General features: G+C 39.9%; 11 protein-coding genes. 5 read left to right on the top strand and 6 right to left on the bottom strand.

Going from position 1 to position 16,870, the window contains the following annotated elements; genetic code table 11:
* Positions 1-3 precede the first annotated feature (3 nt).
* The 5 genes from Q4546_RS04600 to Q4546_RS04580 form a co-directional block, all read right to left on the bottom strand.
* Positions 4-3,111, bottom strand: coding sequence for an efflux RND transporter permease subunit (locus Q4546_RS04600; protein ID WP_303445785.1), 3,108 nt, complete (start codon positions 3,109-3,111; stop codon positions 4-6).
* Positions 3,108-4,460, bottom strand: coding sequence for an efflux RND transporter periplasmic adaptor subunit (locus Q4546_RS04595; protein ID WP_303445784.1), 1,353 nt, complete (start codon positions 4,458-4,460; stop codon positions 3,108-3,110). The genes Q4546_RS04600 and Q4546_RS04595 overlap by 4 nt, the downstream gene beginning before the upstream one ends.
* 1 nt (position 4,461) lies before the next feature.
* Positions 4,462-5,130, bottom strand: coding sequence for a TetR/AcrR family transcriptional regulator (locus tag Q4546_RS04590; protein WP_102436515.1), 669 nt, complete (start codon positions 5,128-5,130; stop codon positions 4,462-4,464).
* Between the two features lie 376 nt (positions 5,131-5,506).
* Complete coding sequence (locus Q4546_RS04585; protein ID WP_102476260.1) at positions 5,507-6,664, bottom strand: iron-containing alcohol dehydrogenase; 1,158 nt, start codon at positions 6,662-6,664, stop codon at positions 5,507-5,509.
* Between the two features lie 22 nt (positions 6,665-6,686).
* Positions 6,687-7,376, bottom strand: coding sequence for a type 1 glutamine amidotransferase domain-containing protein (locus Q4546_RS04580; RefSeq protein ID WP_102476261.1), 690 nt, complete (start codon positions 7,374-7,376; stop codon positions 6,687-6,689).
* A 212-nt stretch (positions 7,377-7,588) separates the two neighbouring features.
* Between Q4546_RS04580 and Q4546_RS04575 the strand changes: the two genes are divergently transcribed.
* The 5 genes from Q4546_RS04575 (at position 7,589) to Q4546_RS04555 (ending at position 15,671) form a co-directional block, all read left to right on the top strand.
* Positions 7,589-8,509, top strand: a complete 921-nt coding sequence (locus Q4546_RS04575; RefSeq protein ID WP_102436509.1) for a LysR family transcriptional regulator — start codon at positions 7,589-7,591, stop codon at positions 8,507-8,509.
* Positions 8,510-8,783: 274 nt separating this feature from the next.
* Positions 8,784-9,212: a DUF2057 family protein gene (locus Q4546_RS04570; protein WP_102519690.1), complete on the top strand. Its 429-nt coding sequence runs from the start codon at positions 8,784-8,786 to the stop codon at positions 9,210-9,212.
* Positions 9,213-9,585: 373 nt separating this feature from the next.
* A complete protein-coding gene (locus Q4546_RS04565) occupies positions 9,586-10,776 on the top strand; it encodes a class I SAM-dependent rRNA methyltransferase (protein ID WP_303445783.1) in 1,191 nt (396 codons plus the stop codon).
* A gap of 756 nt (positions 10,777-11,532) precedes the next feature.
* Complete coding sequence (locus Q4546_RS04560; RefSeq protein ID WP_303445782.1) at positions 11,533-13,893, top strand: fatty acid cis/trans isomerase; 2,361 nt, start codon at positions 11,533-11,535, stop codon at positions 13,891-13,893.
* Between the two features lie 812 nt (positions 13,894-14,705).
* The gene (locus Q4546_RS04555) at positions 14,706-15,671 is read left to right on the top strand and encodes a GGDEF domain-containing protein (RefSeq protein ID WP_303445781.1); all 966 of its coding nucleotides are present in this window, start codon (positions 14,706-14,708) and stop codon (positions 15,669-15,671) included.
* 422 nt (positions 15,672-16,093) lie between these two features.
* On the opposite strand, the gene Q4546_RS04550 is transcribed toward Q4546_RS04555, so the two are convergent.
* Positions 16,094-16,681 carry a hypothetical protein gene (locus Q4546_RS04550; protein WP_303445780.1) on the bottom strand — a complete coding sequence of 196 codons (588 nt, stop codon included), beginning with the start codon at positions 16,679-16,681 and terminating at the stop codon, positions 16,094-16,096.
* Between the last annotated feature and the right edge of the window lie 189 nt (positions 16,682-16,870).

Here is a 16,870-nt window from a genome sequence, read left to right as displayed (position 1 = left end):
GCACTAGGCCTCTAAATCCTCGTGTTTATGGACTAAATTAAAATCTGCTAACACCGCATACGCACAGGGAATAATAAACAGTACCAACAAGGTTGAGGTAAATATTCCAAACACAATTGATATTACAATGGGTTTTACAACCTGCGCTTGTAGCGAGGTTTCTAACAGTAATGGCAATAGTCCAGCAGCCGTGGTCAGTGAGGTGAGAAATACTGCTCTGAACCTGTCTCGAGACGCTTTAATTACCGCTTGCTGAATATCATCGCCAATATCTACGTGATGGCGGATATATTGCACCAACAAGATGGAGTCGTTAACCACAATACCCGCTAAAGATACAAAGCCAAGAATTGATGGCATTGATAGATTATGGCCTGTGAGTAAATGGCCCCAAAACACACCTATGAGTGCTAAAGGAATGGCTAACATCACCACAAAAGGTTCTAAATAGCTTCTAAATTGAAAACTTAAAATCGCAAATAATCCAAATAAACCGATAATAAAACCCTGTAAGAAAGAAGCGCCAGTCTTAGCGGTTTCTTTGGCTGCGCCTTCATAATCAACTTTTAGTCCCGGATACTTTTGGCGTAATTCATTAGCGTATTCATTTTGCACTTTGGCGACAATTTCGCTGCCATTGGCTTTGGCATTATCTATGTCAGCCATAATGGTTACAGTGCGCTGACTTTCAATGCGCTGAATACGTACATAAGATCGTTCAAAGTCTAATGTTGCTACTGCGCTTAATGGTATCTGATTACCGTTACTTAACATGATTGGGAAGTTAGCTAACGCTTGCAAATTACCTGCTTGCTGTTTATTCAACCTGACTTGTATTTCGATGTTTTCAGGGCCTGATTGCACATCATCTGCGGTTTGGCCAAAGTATGCCGCACGCAGTTGCGATGCTACCATCTCACCATCAACACCATAATTTTCAGCGCCATCTTTTAATTTTACCAGTACTTCTTCTTTGCCTGGGCGCATGTCATCTAAAATGCCATTAACCCCAGAAAACTGACTTAAGTAAGATTGCAAATCAACGGAGGCCAGTTTTAACGTGGCTAAATTATCATGCTGCAGTCTGACTTCAACATCACGGCCAGCAGGGCCCATACTCGGTTGTTTAAATACCAAGGAGATGGGCTCTGCAATATCACCACTGGCGCTGCGCCATGCTGAAATGAAGTTATCAATCAGGGTTTCGCGGGTTTCAGCTGATAACAAATCTAATCTTACCGTTGCCACATGTGGGCCTTGTTCGCCCGCATCCGCATTGACATTATATTGCTCGGTAACGTAGCGGATGAGATTCGACTGTTCGCCATTTAGTTGCGTTAATTTATCGCCAACGGTATTGGCTGCGGCAACCAAGTGACTAACGACAGTTTTGGTTTGCTCTAAAGTGGAACCTGGTGGCAAAATGATTCTTGCTTCAGCAATATCGCCATCGAGTTCAGGAAAGCCGACAAATTTTACCGCGCCACCTGCCACTAAGGCAAAAGACAGCATTAAACCGCCAAGTGTAAGCCCAAGGCTGGCATAGCGCCATTTCACCACAAAGGTAACGGCATTAACTAAGGTGTTGTTTTTGAAGTGTTCAAACTTTTCTAAAAAGACCCGTTTAAACTTTAACGGTGGTTTCTGCTGTTTATTAGATTTTAGCGAGTGACTTAAGTGATTCGGTAAAATCAAGAATGCTTCAATTAAGCTCACACTTAAGACCATGATTAATACCAGTGGCACCACCGACAATACCGCGCCCATTTGCCCGTCTAACCACAATAAACTGCCAAAAATAAACACTGTGGTTAAAAATGATGAGAATACGCCTGGGGCGACTTTATTTACCCCTTGGATCACCGCCTCATTGGTGGGCAAGCCTTTTTCAACATGGGCAGCAACGGATTCGGCAATAACAATGGCATCATCCATCATAATACCAATGGCCATTAGTAAGCCGACTAGGCTCATAATGTTGATTGATACGCCAAACATGCTCATTAAGAACAAGCCGCCCATAAAGGCTACAGGTAAGCCCGCTGAAACCCAAAACGAATAGCGTAACGAGAAAAATAACCACATCGAAAAGAACACTAAGATGATCCCTTGCCAACCATTTCGAAGCAGCATTGATAATCGGTCTTGCAGTAGTGAAGATAAATCGTTGGTTAAGGTTAGGGTCACGCCATCGGGGGCTATAAGCCGTTCTTGTTCGATAAACTCAGTGACTCTGGACTTAATTCTTAAGGCATCATCGGCTTTGTTTTTTTGCACTTTAAGCATGGCCGCAGGTTGGCCATTAAAGATGGTATGTTCTTCCTCAAGCTCAAATAAGTCGGTGATGGTAGCAATGTCGCCTAAGGTAACCACGCCGCCTTCAGTATTAGAGGAAACGATGATTTTACTGAGGTTATCAGGGGTGATTTGTCGTTCATCAAAACGGATCAACAGGTTTTTATCAGAAAGCTCGATACTGCCAGCGGGCATTTGGACATTTTGCCTGCCCACTTTATCAGCTATTTCGGCTACTGTTAGCCCTAAGCGACGAATATCCGCTTCGTTTAACTCGACTCGTATTTGATGATCTGAAAAGCCAGACACGCTCACTAAGCTCACGCCCGCCTCGATTTTTAACCGTCGCTTTAAATCCTCAGCATAGGATTTAAGGTGTGGCAAGCTGGCATCTGCAGCGATGGCAATATCTACAACCGGTTCAGCCCAATCAAGCTCTTTGACCGTTGGTGGGTCAATTTGCGCCGGAAAGTCTTTAATGGCGTTAATTTCGGTTTGAATATCAACCAAACTGCGGCCAATGTCGGCTTCGCCATTAAGTTTTACCGTCAATGATGCAATCCCTTCTTGGGCGTCACATTTCACTTCTTCGATATTACTTAAGCCATCAATGGCGTCTTCCATACGCAGGCACAGGCTTTCTTCCACTTCTGCTGGAGATGCGCCGGGGTAAACCACACTGGCGATAATGTAAGGCGGACTAAATTCAGGAAAGGTTTCACGTTTAATGTTACCAATACTGCTTAAGCCCATGACAAAAAATGCCAACATCATTAAGTTAGCAATGGTGGGGTGACGAGTGAAAAAATTAATCACAGTGCCTGCTCCTCGTCATTCGCTAGATCACTTGTTACTGGGGTAGTGGTTTCGTTCGCTGTTGATAATTTAAGCCCCATGCCATTAATGGCAGGAATTAAGTCATTGGTAACCACACGGTCATTTTGGTGAATATCGCCTTTAATGGCGACGCCATTGTCGGTTCTAAATAGCACTTCAACCTGTTTAATAACCAGCTTGTTGTCTTGATCCATTAAATAAACTTGCTCACCATGTAAGGCTTTTTCTGGGATAACGTAATGCTCTGAGGGATAACCTTTAATATAGGAGGTGACAAACATGCCCTTGGTTAATGGCGGTTTAGCTAACAAATTCATTTGGTTGAAATCTTGATCAACTTCAAGATAAAAACCTATCGTCGCTTGATCTGGGTTTATGGTATCGGCAACGCGAGTCAATTTAGCTTGCCATTGGTGTAAGGTTTTACCCATATTGACCGTGATATGAGTGTCAAAATTAACTTTTTCAATTGAAGGTAATGCAGAGGTATCTCTTGGCAGTTCATTAATTGAATGAATTAAGGTTTCGGCATCAAATAATGACAATTCAGCCTTTATTTCAACTGCGCCTAATTGATGGGCCTCGAACAACACAGCGCCATTGGTGACGGCTTGAGCTTGCTCAATGTTGACCTCGGCAATGCGTGCATCAAAAGGCAAAGTAAAGCGAGTATTATTGAGTTGACGTTGGGCATCTTCCAGTAAAGCTTGATTAACCTTAACTTGCGCCGCAGTGACTTTTTTATCATCAGGCAACAAGCTTAAGCTGCTGGTTAAGTCTTGCACTAAGTTACGCTGGGCCAGTAAAGCTTGTTTTTGGGTTTCAAGTTCTGATTTTGAGATCAAGTTTTTCTTATTTAACGATTGTTTACGTTTATATTCTTGATCAACTAAGGTCAGTCGTTGGCGCTCAATTTCTATGCTTGATTGTAAGTTTATTTCTTGCTGATTTAGCTGTACTAACTGCGCTTGAGCTGAATTATAGTTAGCTTCAGCTTGAGCAAGTTTTAGTTGGTATTCAAGAGGGTCAATGGTTAACACTAAGGTGCCAGCCTTGATCAATCTGCCCGTTTCAAGCTCAGGGTGGCGATAAGTAATTTTGCCGCCCACTTCGGCAATGCCTTGCCAGATATGCTTTGGAGCCACACGACCATAGGCTTTGATCACAGGTTGTACGGGCTGTTTTGTCAGGCTAATAACATCGACCAGGCGTGATTTATCATGGTTGGGTTGCAACTCTGGTGACGAGCGTAATGATATCGCAGCGATAAAGATGATAATACCGGCGATGATGCCTGGAAAAACATAGTGTCTTTTTAACGGGGTCATGTTAAGCGTCCTGACTGAGTTGAGATTCATTGGCAATAAGCCCATGACGTAATATTTGTGCATTTTGCTTAGCTAAATGCTGTAAAAATTCTGCTGAGGTTTTAATATTCAATGCTTGTTTAAATATGTCAGGCATTAAGAATGGAAATACCATTAAACTAATAAAACTCATTTTGGCGCACATTGGATCAATACCTTGCTGTAGACGGTTTTGCTGATGCATCTTTTCAAAAATGGTTAACCTATTTTTCGGGAATAAACTCAATAAATTGGCTTGCAGCTCTTGGTTTTTCTTGGTGGTTTTAAGGCTGGCGGTGCGAAATATGAGTTTCGGAAAATCTGGGTTTTGACTCATAATTTTATAAAAGGCCAGTAATATTTTTTCTGGTGAATCTTGAGTCGATTTTTCCTTGGAATTATTTAATTGGGCATGAACTGGCTCAATGGTTTCCTTGAGCATTTCGGCAAAAAGCCCCAATTTAGATTGAAAATAATAGCGGATTAAACTTGCATCCACTTTTGCTTTAGCAGCAATGGCTCGAATAGAGACTTTATCGTAATCATTATCGACAAATAAGGTTTTTGCTGCATTGATAAGTGCGCAGCGATTATCTGCTTTGACAGCTGGCCTACCGACTGGCTTTTTAACTGGCATTATTTTTTTAGGCATAAATTCAACACAGCTTTGAAGATACTTAGCGTATCCATTAATTCATTAAGTGTAGAATATGGTAAAGCAATGCAGCGGATTGTTTTAGTGAATTAATTCTTCAATATTCATCATCTGATGAATTATTTAACTAGATCACAAATACAAGCGCTAGTGAAGGCTGGGATTAGCGGAATAGCTATTTACTGCCATGAAGTCAATGATTAAAGCTACAAGTCGAAGCATAATTTTACCTATAAAACCACTTGGCAAACTTAGTGGTGTTATTTTGCAAAGAAGCAAAGAACAGTGAGCTATTAAGAGGAAAGATAAAAACTGCCATTAAAAAAGGCTAGCAATGCTAGCCTTTCATCTAAATGGTCAATTGAGTTATAGATCAGATCGCAGTGGTGAGAATTTCGCGGCTTACTGCTAAGTCAATATCGCCATGTTCGCCAAGTTTAGTCATGCCATGGCTTTCAAGTGCAGCAACTAATACGTCAACTTGCTCTGCACCAAGATCAATATCACTTAGGCGTGTAGGGACTTGCATTAACTTAAAGAAGTTTTCGGTAGCCTCAATAGCTTGATCAATTTTTTGCTCATCGCTACCTGTTGTGATGCCAAATACACGTTCAGCATACTGAACTAATTTTGCATGTTTTTGCTCACGACGCACTTTCATTACCGCAGGAAGCACGATTGATAAGGTGCGCGCATGATCAATACCATGGCTTGCTGTTAGTTCATGGCCAATCATATGTGTAGACCAATCTTGTGGTACACCGGCGCCAATCAAGCCGTTAAGCGCCATAGTGGCAGACCACATGATATTAGACCTAATCTCTAAATCGTCTTTTGTTTCAGCAGCAAGGGCTTTAGGGCCTTCTTCAATTAAGGTTTGTAGTAAACCTTCACTGAAACGGTCCTGTACTTTAGCGTTTACATCAAAGGTCAAATACTGTTCCATGATGTGGATATAAGCATCAACAACACCATTACCAATTTGACGGTCTGATAAAGATAAAGTGACTGAAGGATCAAGCACTGCAAATAACGGACGTACTAATGGGCTACCAAAAGGCAATTTATTACCATTACGAGTAATAACAGAGCCGCCATTTGATTCAGAACCCGTAGCAGGTAAGGTTAATACGGCACCAATAGGTAATGCTTGTTCAATTTTGGCGCCTTTTGCGACGATATCCCAAGGGTCATCACCTTCAAATTTCGCAGCAGCAGCAATAAATTTAACCCCATCGACCACTGAGCCGCCACCGACTGCTAGCAAGTAATCGATGTTTTCAGCTTCAATGATGGTTTGTGCCTTCATTAACGTATCGTATTGTGGATTAGGCTCAATACCTGAAAACTCAAACCATGTGTGATCTTTGAGCGCATCAGACACTTGCTGATAAACACCATTTGATTTAATGGAGCCGCCGCCATAAACAACTAATATTTTAGCTGATGTTGGAATTTCCTTTGAGATGGCGCTAATTTGGCCCTCACCGAAATGAATTTTAGTGGTATTTTGGAATGTAAAATTAAGCATGAGAATATCCTAAATAACGAATTTATGACTCAGTGATCTGAGCAACTAATTTTTGTGCTGTTAATGATGAGCTTGCAGGATTTTGGCCTGTAATAACTAGCCCATCTTGAACTGAAAACGCATGCCAGTCAGCTGCTTTTTGGTAATCTGCATCACGTTTTAGTAATTCATCTTCTAATAAAAAAGGAACTACATCAGTTAATTGCACAGCATCTTCTTCACTATTTGTAAAACCAGTTACCGCTTTACCTTTTACAAGGTACTGGTCATCTTGTTTTACGTTAAGTAACGCTGCCGTTGCATGACATACCGCAGCAACAGGTTTGTTTTGAGCAATAAATTGCGCGATTAATTTAATAGAGTCTGCATTATCTGTTAAGTCCCACAGTGGACCGTGACCGCCAGGATAAAATACCGCGTCGTAATCACTGGCATCAATATCAGCTAATACGTTGGTGTTAGCCAGTGCCATTTTAGCTTGGCTATCGTCATCAAAGCGCTGAGTGTCAGCGGTTTGAAAGCCTTCTAGTTCACTGCTTGGATCAATCGGTGGTTGTCCGCCTGCTGGCGATGCGAGGGTGATTTCAAAACCTGCATCTAAAAACACATAATATGGAGCTGCAAATTCTTCGACCCAAAAACCAGTTTTGTTACCCGTGTTGCCTAGTTCTGAATGAGAGGTAAGCACCATTAATACTTTTTTCTGTGTCATTTTAAAACCCTTTTATTTTAGTTATTACGGCAAGTACAAAGCTTGCATAAGTTCTGATGTAGAGTGATTCAAAAGAGAAAGTCATTATCTCTTTGTTGAAAGTGGCTACAGTATAGAAAGCCAATTAGCATCTGACAATGCAGATATAATTGACTTCATTGTTTAAATAATTGATACAATATTCCAGTAAATAAACTCTTGGATATTAAAATATGAATGTGTCATTTGAGCAGTTGAAAAGCATGGTGGTGTTTGCCCAAGTTGTTGAACAGGGCAGTTTAAGCGGCGCAGCAAAGCATATTGGTCTTTCAAGGGCGGTAGTGAGTTATCACATAAAAAAGCTTGAAGCGCATTTAGAGGTAAGACTGTTAAATCGATCTACTCGAAGTATTAGTTTGACCGAAGAAGGTGAAGCCTATTATCAATCTTGTAAAGTGATAGCCGATCAAGCTAACACGGCCAACAAGCAAATTGAGAATATGAAAAGTGAGCCTATGGGTTTGATTAGGATCACCTGTCCTGTCAACGCTGGCTTAGAAACCATAGTGCCAGCCCTTAATGAATTTAAACGTTTGTACCCAAAAATTGAACTTGATGTGATGTTAACTGATGAAATCGTTAATATTATCAATCAAGGCATTGATCTAGCTATTCGTGGTGCGCCTTTGGTTGACTCAGGCTTACAGGCAACTAAATTATGTGTGCTCAAAACTTGCCTATGTGGCTCGGTTGAGTATTTTAATAAATACGGCAGGCCAGAAACCCCAGCTGATTTATCCAGCCATGACTGGGTGATGTATAAACCACAAAAAAAAGTGCTGCATCTTAATAAGGGTTCACGCTCATTTAGTATTGAAATGAAAGGCTCAATTACCACCAATAACGCCTCAGCGCGTACCGCATTCATTGAAGGCGGCCATGGGATAGGGCGAGTGCCAACCTATGATGCTTGGCCAAAAGTGAAACAGGGCAGTTTAGAAACCGTATTGGATGATTATCAATTTAGTGACATTACCATTTATGGGGTATTTCCACCCGGGGCGACAGACTCTAAAAAAGTGCGCTTATTGCTAGATTTCTTAAAAGCGTACTTTGATAAAAAAATACGTAATCTTGAGCAATCGATTTTGTGAGTTGAAGCCTATTAGGTAAATCTGCAGCGATGTTTAACGATATTAAAATTTTGATAAACATTTAAGTGTTGATCAGATTTTATTATTGTTTGTGATGTTGATTATCAACAGGTTTTATTTTTTAATGATTGTATTGTTCGTCTTCAAATAAATTAAATAGTGTATTTGTGAAATTTTTTATGACGGCATTAGGTCTAATTAAATGACCGTTGTGAAAGCACAGTTGCTAGCTTGAATATACGTGACATTAACTATTAATTTATTGGAGTTGAACATGAAGACTAAATTAACATTAGCGATTGCTATGGGATTATTACTCAGCAGTTTTACAGCCCAGTCCGCCAGCATAACCTTTCATGACGATCTTGATGTCGATAGCGTTAATGGTGTTATTGTAGAGTTTCAGCGTGAGGTAGACTTAGGCCAAGGGCTACATTTGTTAGAAATTAGCTATAGTGATTTATTTCAAGATAATGCCGATGACTCAGGTTATTGGGTAAAATCAGAGCCGCTATATTTAAGACTCGATGTACAGGGCAGTGAAACATATCATTTAGACATACCAGAATTGTATTCTGCAGATGATGCCAAAGACTTTTTACAAAACCCGATTATTTCATTAACCACAGATGGTAATAATTATAAAAATATTACCTTATTAAGCCAATCTCAATTATTTACCCTGTTATTACATCAAAAGTAATGGTTAATATTTTGTCGTTGCAATTTGCTGTTTCAATTTTAAAATTATTTAAAAACGCTATTGAATTTATTTTAACTAGCGTTTTTTGGGTTGTAAATTTAAAGGAGAATAATGATATAAAAATGAGAGAGCTCATATTTGAGCTGTAAATATAAACAAGAAATAACCTAATGACTGCTTACACTCGGTAAAATATAATCAGCCGTGTATAAATTTAGCGATGCTAGACCTCATCTTAGTAACATCATTTTAGCAACATCATCTTGCTTTTTAATCCGTTAAAGCCTGCTATACGCTATATTTTACTATTGTTTCTTGCGTTCCTTTCTGAGGATCCTTATCATCCGTATCCCAATTTGAAAAAGGCAACATCATGGCTATCAGAATCAAGCTTAGACCAAAGCGTGAGAAATCACTTGAACGTAAACACCCTTGGGTTTTTGCAAGTGGTATACACAATATTAAAGGAAAACCACAAGCTGGTGAAACTGTTGATGTTGTAGCCCATGATGGTCATTGGTTAGGTCGTGGTGCTTGGTCACCAGAGTCGCAAATTCAAGTGCGTATTTGGAGCTTTGATAAAGAAGAAGCTATCGATAGAGACTTTTTTGTTCGCCGCATTCAACGAGCCCAAGCAGGCCGTGAAGCATTAATTGCTGAGCAGGGTTTAACCGGTTACAGACTGGTTGCTGCTGAGTCAGATGGACTGCCTGGCATAACCATTGATAAATACGCTAATGTATTAGTGTGCCAGTTACTTAACACGGGCGCAGATTACTGGCGTGATACCTTAGTATCAGTCCTCGCTGAGCTTTATCCTGATTGCGCTATCTATGAGCGCTCAGATGTTGACTCTCGTAAAAAAGAGGGGTTAAAGCCGGTAACGGGTTTACTTCATGGTGAGCTGCCAGAAATGCCAGTGTTCATTGAAGAAAACGGCATTAAAATCGCAGTTGATGTCACTAAAGGTCATAAGACCGGCTTTTATTTAGACCAACGTGATAACCGCAATATTGCTGCCAGATTTGTAAAAGACAAGTCAGTACTTAACTGTTTTTGTTACACCGGCACCTTTGGCTTATACGCCGCTAAAGGCGGCGCATCGAGCATTGAAAACGTTGATGTGTCGGCGTTAGCGTTAGATACCGCCCGTAAAAATATGCAAATCAATGGCTTTAATGATGACCATGTTAATTACCATGAAGCTGATGTATTTAAGCTATTACGCCAGTACCGTGACGAGGGTAAAACCTTTGATGTTATTGTATTAGACCCACCAAAATTTGCCGATAATAAAGCCCAACTAAACGGTGCTTGTCGCGGATACAAAGATATCAACATGATTGCGATGCAGTTATTAAATCCAGGCGGCATTTTACTGACATTCTCTTGTTCTGGGCTGATGCCTGCGGACTTATTCCAAAAGGTTGTGGCAGATGCAGCCTTAGATGCCAAGCGTGATGTACAGTTTATTGACCGCTTAAGCCAAGCCAGCGATCACCCAATCGGTAGCGGCTTCCCTGAAGGATTCTATTTAAAAGGCTTAGTTGCTAGAGTCTGCTAATTTTACACCATTTGCGCTGAAGCTTGCTTCAGAGCTGGGGATTTAAGGCTACTTTCTGGTAGCCTTTTTTTATGCCAAAAATAACTTGAAGTAGGCAGATATTAAGGTCAGACTTTTTGTCTTTACAGCAGCATCTTGAATCATAAGATATGATTCAACTAACCAATAAAAAAGTTAGACTTTTTATCTGCCCTCAGTGGTCTTTTCACTTAAAAATACGCTGGCTTTAGAATGCGTAAAACCCTATCACTTATATAACACTCGTTTATGCCTGGATTCGCTCTGTGATGATCTGCTCAATTTTACTAGGCTATTACTGTGTTTATTGATAGCACAGTATAACTAGACTACTTTTAGGCTAGGTTTTGTCGTTCTGGACCTCGATGTGTTCGAGATAAATTGATATTGAACTAGCTTGTTAGGCCATATAGGCGCATATTCAATAAACCCACGCCAAGTGATTGAAGGAGTGGCAAATTACTCGCTATGACAGAATGAGATAAAGATAACTCATTGGTGACAAGCCATACCAACCCAAGCAGCAAAGGTTAAACTCAATAACAAAATATTTCTATTCAAATTCATTCCTTATCATTGATTAATTGAATCGCTGAATGAGATGGGAAAGATTATTCCTGAAGCAACAGCAAATTTTTTGCCACAAAACCATCAATAATCATTTGATGCAAACGCAACAAACCAAGAGGTTGCCAATTGACTATGTATAATTTTTTTTTGAAGTACTACAGCCGCACAATGGTAATTTTTCTTTGTGTTATCTTGTCAGGTTGCGCGATTTTTGTGGGTTTTAATTACGATAAGTTATACGGTAAAGCGCAGCCCCAACAGCGCATGGTAGAAACAAACTCAGTTCAAGCTCAAAGCTATATTAATGATGTTAAACCTATAATCGATAACCGATGTGTTGTCTGCCACGCTTGTTACGATGCGCCTTGTCAACTTAAGATGTCATCCGCTGAAGGTATAGACCGTGGTGCGAATAAAGATAAAGTGTACCAAGGTACGCGGTTACTTTCTGCAAATACTACTCGCATGTTTCTCGATGCCCAAACAACTGCGCAATGGCGTGATAAAGGCTTTACTCCAGTACTGAATGAACGCTCACAATCACCAGCAGCCAATATACAAGCCGGTGTTATTGCGCGAATGCTACTGTTAAAACAAAGCCATCCTTTACCAACAGAAGACATACTTGATGACTCGTGGGACTTCTCCCTTGATCATAACCAACAGTGCCCATCGATTGAAGAAATGGACAGCTATGAAGAGGATTTCCCTAAATGGGGGATGCCTTATGGCTTACCGCAAATATCAAACAATGAAAATAATATATTGTTGCAGTGGCTTTCTACAGGCGCACCAATGACAGCCGTAGCTCCTCCTTCAAGCAATGAACTTACAGCGGCGGAGAAATGGGAAACATTCCTCAATAAAAAATCATTAAAACAACAACTAACAAGTCGCTATATATTTGAACATTTGTTTGTTTCACATTTATATTTCGAGAACGAGGACATTGGCCCGCAAGGGGTACCGACCTTTTTTAAATTGGTTAGATCGAAAAGCGCCCCAGGGGAAGTCATCGATGTCATCGCAACACGTCGACCTTACGATGATCCAAAGACAGATTCGTTTTACTATCGCTTAGAACAAGTGCGCGAAACCATTGTCGATAAAACACATATGCCATATGCACTCAGCGATGAAAAGCTTGAGCGTATAAAGTCATTGTTTATTGAACCCAATTATAAAGTTAGCGCTTTACCAAGCTATAAACCATCAGTTGCTGCAAATCCGCTTATCGCCTTCACAGAATTACCCGTAGAGGCGCGCTATAAGTTTTTGCTTGATAATGCGCAAAATACCATTATGGCGTATATAAAAGGCCCGGTATGTCGAGGACAGCTTGCACTTGATGTTATTAATGACCGATTTTGGGTGTTTTTTGTCGACCCTGATATGTCTAACCTCTCACAATTAAATGAATTTTATCGCTCACAGGCCGACAACCTGACCCTTCCTGCTGAGCAGGAAAGCAATACTTTGCGACCGGTTAGTAATTGGATTAAATATGCTAGACAACAGGGCCGCTTTCTTCGTGCTAAAAATGCATTCTTGGAAGAAGAATTCGAAAATAATGAACACTTAACGACTCAGCTTATTTGGGACGGCAATGGTACGAATGCTAATGCTAGCCTAACGGTATTTCGCCATTTTGATAATGCATCAGTCGTGAAAGGCTTAATCGGTGAGCAACCTAAAACCGCTTGGGTTATCAGTTATTCGTTATTAGAGCGCATTCATTACCTGCTTGTGGCTGGTTATGATGTCTATGGTAATTTTGGCCATCAATTAATTACTCGCATGTACATGGATCTTCTTCGCATGGAAGGTGAGTCGAACTTTTTAACCTTGTTACCAACGAAAAACCGTCACCAAGAGCTTGCTGATTGGTATCAAGATGCAAGTCTGTATTTAACAGATCATCTTGAAGGCAATATCAATGAGTTCAGTAAACCCACAGAAGTTATTTATACGACAAACGACCCTAAGCATGAATTATTGCAAATGCTCAAACAGCGAGTCGCAAAGGTAACGCCAACTCGTTATGCACTTGAGTCAACCCAGCTTTCAGGTGAGAGTAAGGCGCACCTTCAAAGGATTAATCATCTACAAGGGGAAAATGCATCTATATTCCCTGAACTTACTTATATTTTGATTGAAGCTGCAGATACCTCTGTTGAACCTCAGCTTTTCACCCTAATAAGAAACAGTGCCCATAAAAACATCTCTAGCTTATTTGATGAAGAATCCAACCGGCTATATAAACGCGATAATGTGACACTGGTTAACGGCCTACTTGGCAGTTACCCCAATGCTTTTTGGCGCGTAAAAGAAGCTGAGCTGCCAGCATTAGTCGCTCAAGTTCTCAAGGTTAAAACCAATGCTGATTACAAAAGATTGTTAGATAACTATGGCGTTCGAAGAACTGACCCTGCTTTTTGGGCATTCAGTGACACCTTGATGACGCAATACAAAAAAAATCATCCAATAGATGCAGGCATACTTGATTACAATCGAATTCAAAACAGATAATCATATTAGCGATGAAAGATAATTGGCTTCAATATTACTAGTATTCTTGTATATGATTTTAAAATAATTTAACTGTTGTTTCCGAGAAATTTGTTATCAATTTAACTTATCATTTTGTTTGAGTGGCCAAGGGGGAATGGTCACTCATTTAGAACCGAGCTAGCTTATTTCTGGACAGAAGCTTGCTAGAGTTATTGTACTAGTCGATAGTAATACACATTAGATTTTGTAGGGGTAGTGAAGGAATCTAACGAATGCCCTCACTCCATTGACCATCACATGTGTTACCCGCAGTGGTTTAACCTTTTAATTTGTGGCCAAATTAACTATTTCACTACACCACGTCACAGACTATTGTGATATTTACATCACACCGCCAAAAAGAAAGTAACACGATGATTTAAAAAGAAAATCAAACAAGACTCCATAATGATACCCTTCCTTATACCCTGTAATTACTAAGATGCATAATATACAGGGGAATAGCATATTAAATACCACTATTTTAGGAAGCTACACTCTAAAACTATTTATGGTTACTTTTGAAGGCAGAGAACTCCAAACAACTGGTGGAATGTGACCGTAATAATTTACTCGCTAAGTCGCAATGGGGCACATTGCGAGATAGAAAATGTTGTTGGTTCACTCTAAATTAGTGGCCAAATTCACTTAGCCACAACATACCAACTTCGATTGGCATAGGTAATGAAGGCTGTGACTTGGTTTAGTTGGCCAAGTCAGCTATCTTTAATATTAACGGATAATTTAACGCTGAAATTTTGTGAGCCCCCGAAAAATAAGAGAGCAGATGTATGCAAAGTAATTTCCTCAGTCACTTCATGTCCTTATTATCTATTACTAGCGATTACATCTACTTTAAGGATATGAATTATAAGTTTTTATTGTGCAGTCAGAGCTTTGCAGATCTTGTCGGGGAAAACTCATGGAAGGAACTTCGCGGTAAAGATGACTTTGATGTGTTTCCTCATGATGATGCATTCGCATATCGTAAGGAAGATGAAAAAATAATCGAAGGTGGATTACAGAAAATAAACAAAATCGAGCCTTATACAGATAAAGATGGAAATGAGGGCTGGGTATCTACCTATAAATGGCCTCTTTACAAAGATGGAGGAAGTGAGTTGATAGGAGTGTTCGGTATTAGTCGTGATATTACTGAGCAAGTAAATCTCCAAAAGCTTAAAGAAGAATTAGTTGAGGTAAATAAAAAATTAAAGGAGCTTAGCGAGATTGATTCTTTGACAGGGCTATATAATCGTCGTATTTATTCAGCATATTTAAAAAAAATTTCAGCCTTAGCAATGCGATCTGGTGAGCCCTTGTCACTTCTGATTATAGATATTGATAATTTCAAAAACTACAATGATAATTATGGTCATGCTGCGGGGGATAGTATACTAAAGATAATTTCTAGCCAATTAAGAAAAAGTGTGTATAGAGATTCTGATCTACTAGCAAGATATGGTGGAGAAGAGTTTGTGATTGTATTGTCCAATACTAACCTCCGTGAAGCAAAAGATGTCGCAGAAAGAATAAGAAAAAATATACAAGCTGAAGCAATGATTCATGAATACTCTACCGATGCAGGTGTTGTCACGGTAAGTATTGGTATTTCTACTATCAAAGGAAAAGTGATTGATACCGATAACTTGTTTTTACAAGCTGACAATTCCCTTTATAAGGCTAAAACATCGGGAAGGAATAGATGTGAAGCCTTTTGTAGTGGCATAGTTAATTTGGCCACTGTAGTGGATTAGCAAATTTGGTTAGATAGTTAGAGTTCTAGGCATGAAAAAAAGTAAGTCAAATGATGCTTTAGTGAAGAGTTTGTTCAATCGGTCGAAACACACAATGGGGCAGAAATGTGTTACGTCCCTAACCCACTTTTGGACAATTCCGAGTTACGATGAACAAATGAAACTAAACGTTCTGATAACTTATTCTATGCCAAACACACCTTTTGACTACAAAGTAGTGGCCAGTTTTACTGAACCACTACGAAATTAGCTGGCGATGCTAAGGGAACGATGCGGCTAGTAAAAAATGTAACTGCTCTGCACACATCGAAAAAGCGTAAGATCTTACGCCGATATTTACACTATAAAGGTATCACTCGGGCTTGTTCAACACTTGGGATAAGGACGCGGCTACGCGCGGCCTATCCTTATCTGTTAAATTGCTAACCACCAACGGCGGCGAGTAAAAAAGAACCAATAGAAGCGATGCTACCTGCATGTGGCAAACCAGAAATGAGAGTATTAACTAGAACTCTACTAGGTTTATTGCTTTCAAATTGACTTTCAATTGCATCCACAACTTCTAGTGCATCTTGCTTTTCTTGTTCAGATTCGATAATACGATTAATTTCATCGCGTAACAAAGCGATATGCTCTGCAACATCACTATTATTTACAGTGTTAGTTGAGTTGTCTACAGAGTTGTTATTGACTCTAGAATTATGCCCATTCAAATTATATGTAATTGTCTGCACAGCTTTTTCAGCTTCAGGCAATCCTAAATTTTTATGCTTGATTTGATATCCAGCTGGAATTAATGATCCGCCTTCATGAAACCCAGGATCAATTACTTTATAGGTTTCAACACCACCATTAGACATAATCCGTTGAATTAAATCACCAGTTTCAATAAGAATGTCGCTTCTTTGTATGAAGGTCATTTTACTTTGCACACTTGCTTGAATACCTTCGTGTTTATCACCATTTTGTTTTAAAATCGTAACTTTATCTTTCATAAGGTCAGAGAACATTTTGACTCCTGATTTGCAATTTAACGCAAAGCTAACGGGCAATAACACTGCGGTAAAGTGCGAAGCACCGCAGTGTTATTGTCCCAGTGACCGAAGGGAACGAGTTAAGCGCCTTGTGTACGCCCAGCATGGGCATGAACTAATGAGGTGAAAGTCCTCTGTAGGAAGGTCACCGTTTATTAACATGCT

The sequence above is a fragment of the Shewanella sp. 4_MG-2023 genome, from assembly GCF_030548015.1.
Taxonomy (GTDB): Bacteria; Pseudomonadota; Gammaproteobacteria; order Enterobacterales; family Shewanellaceae; genus Shewanella.
The sequence above is the reverse complement of the archived record's forward strand: the minus strand, read 5'-3'. Positions and strand labels throughout refer to the sequence as shown.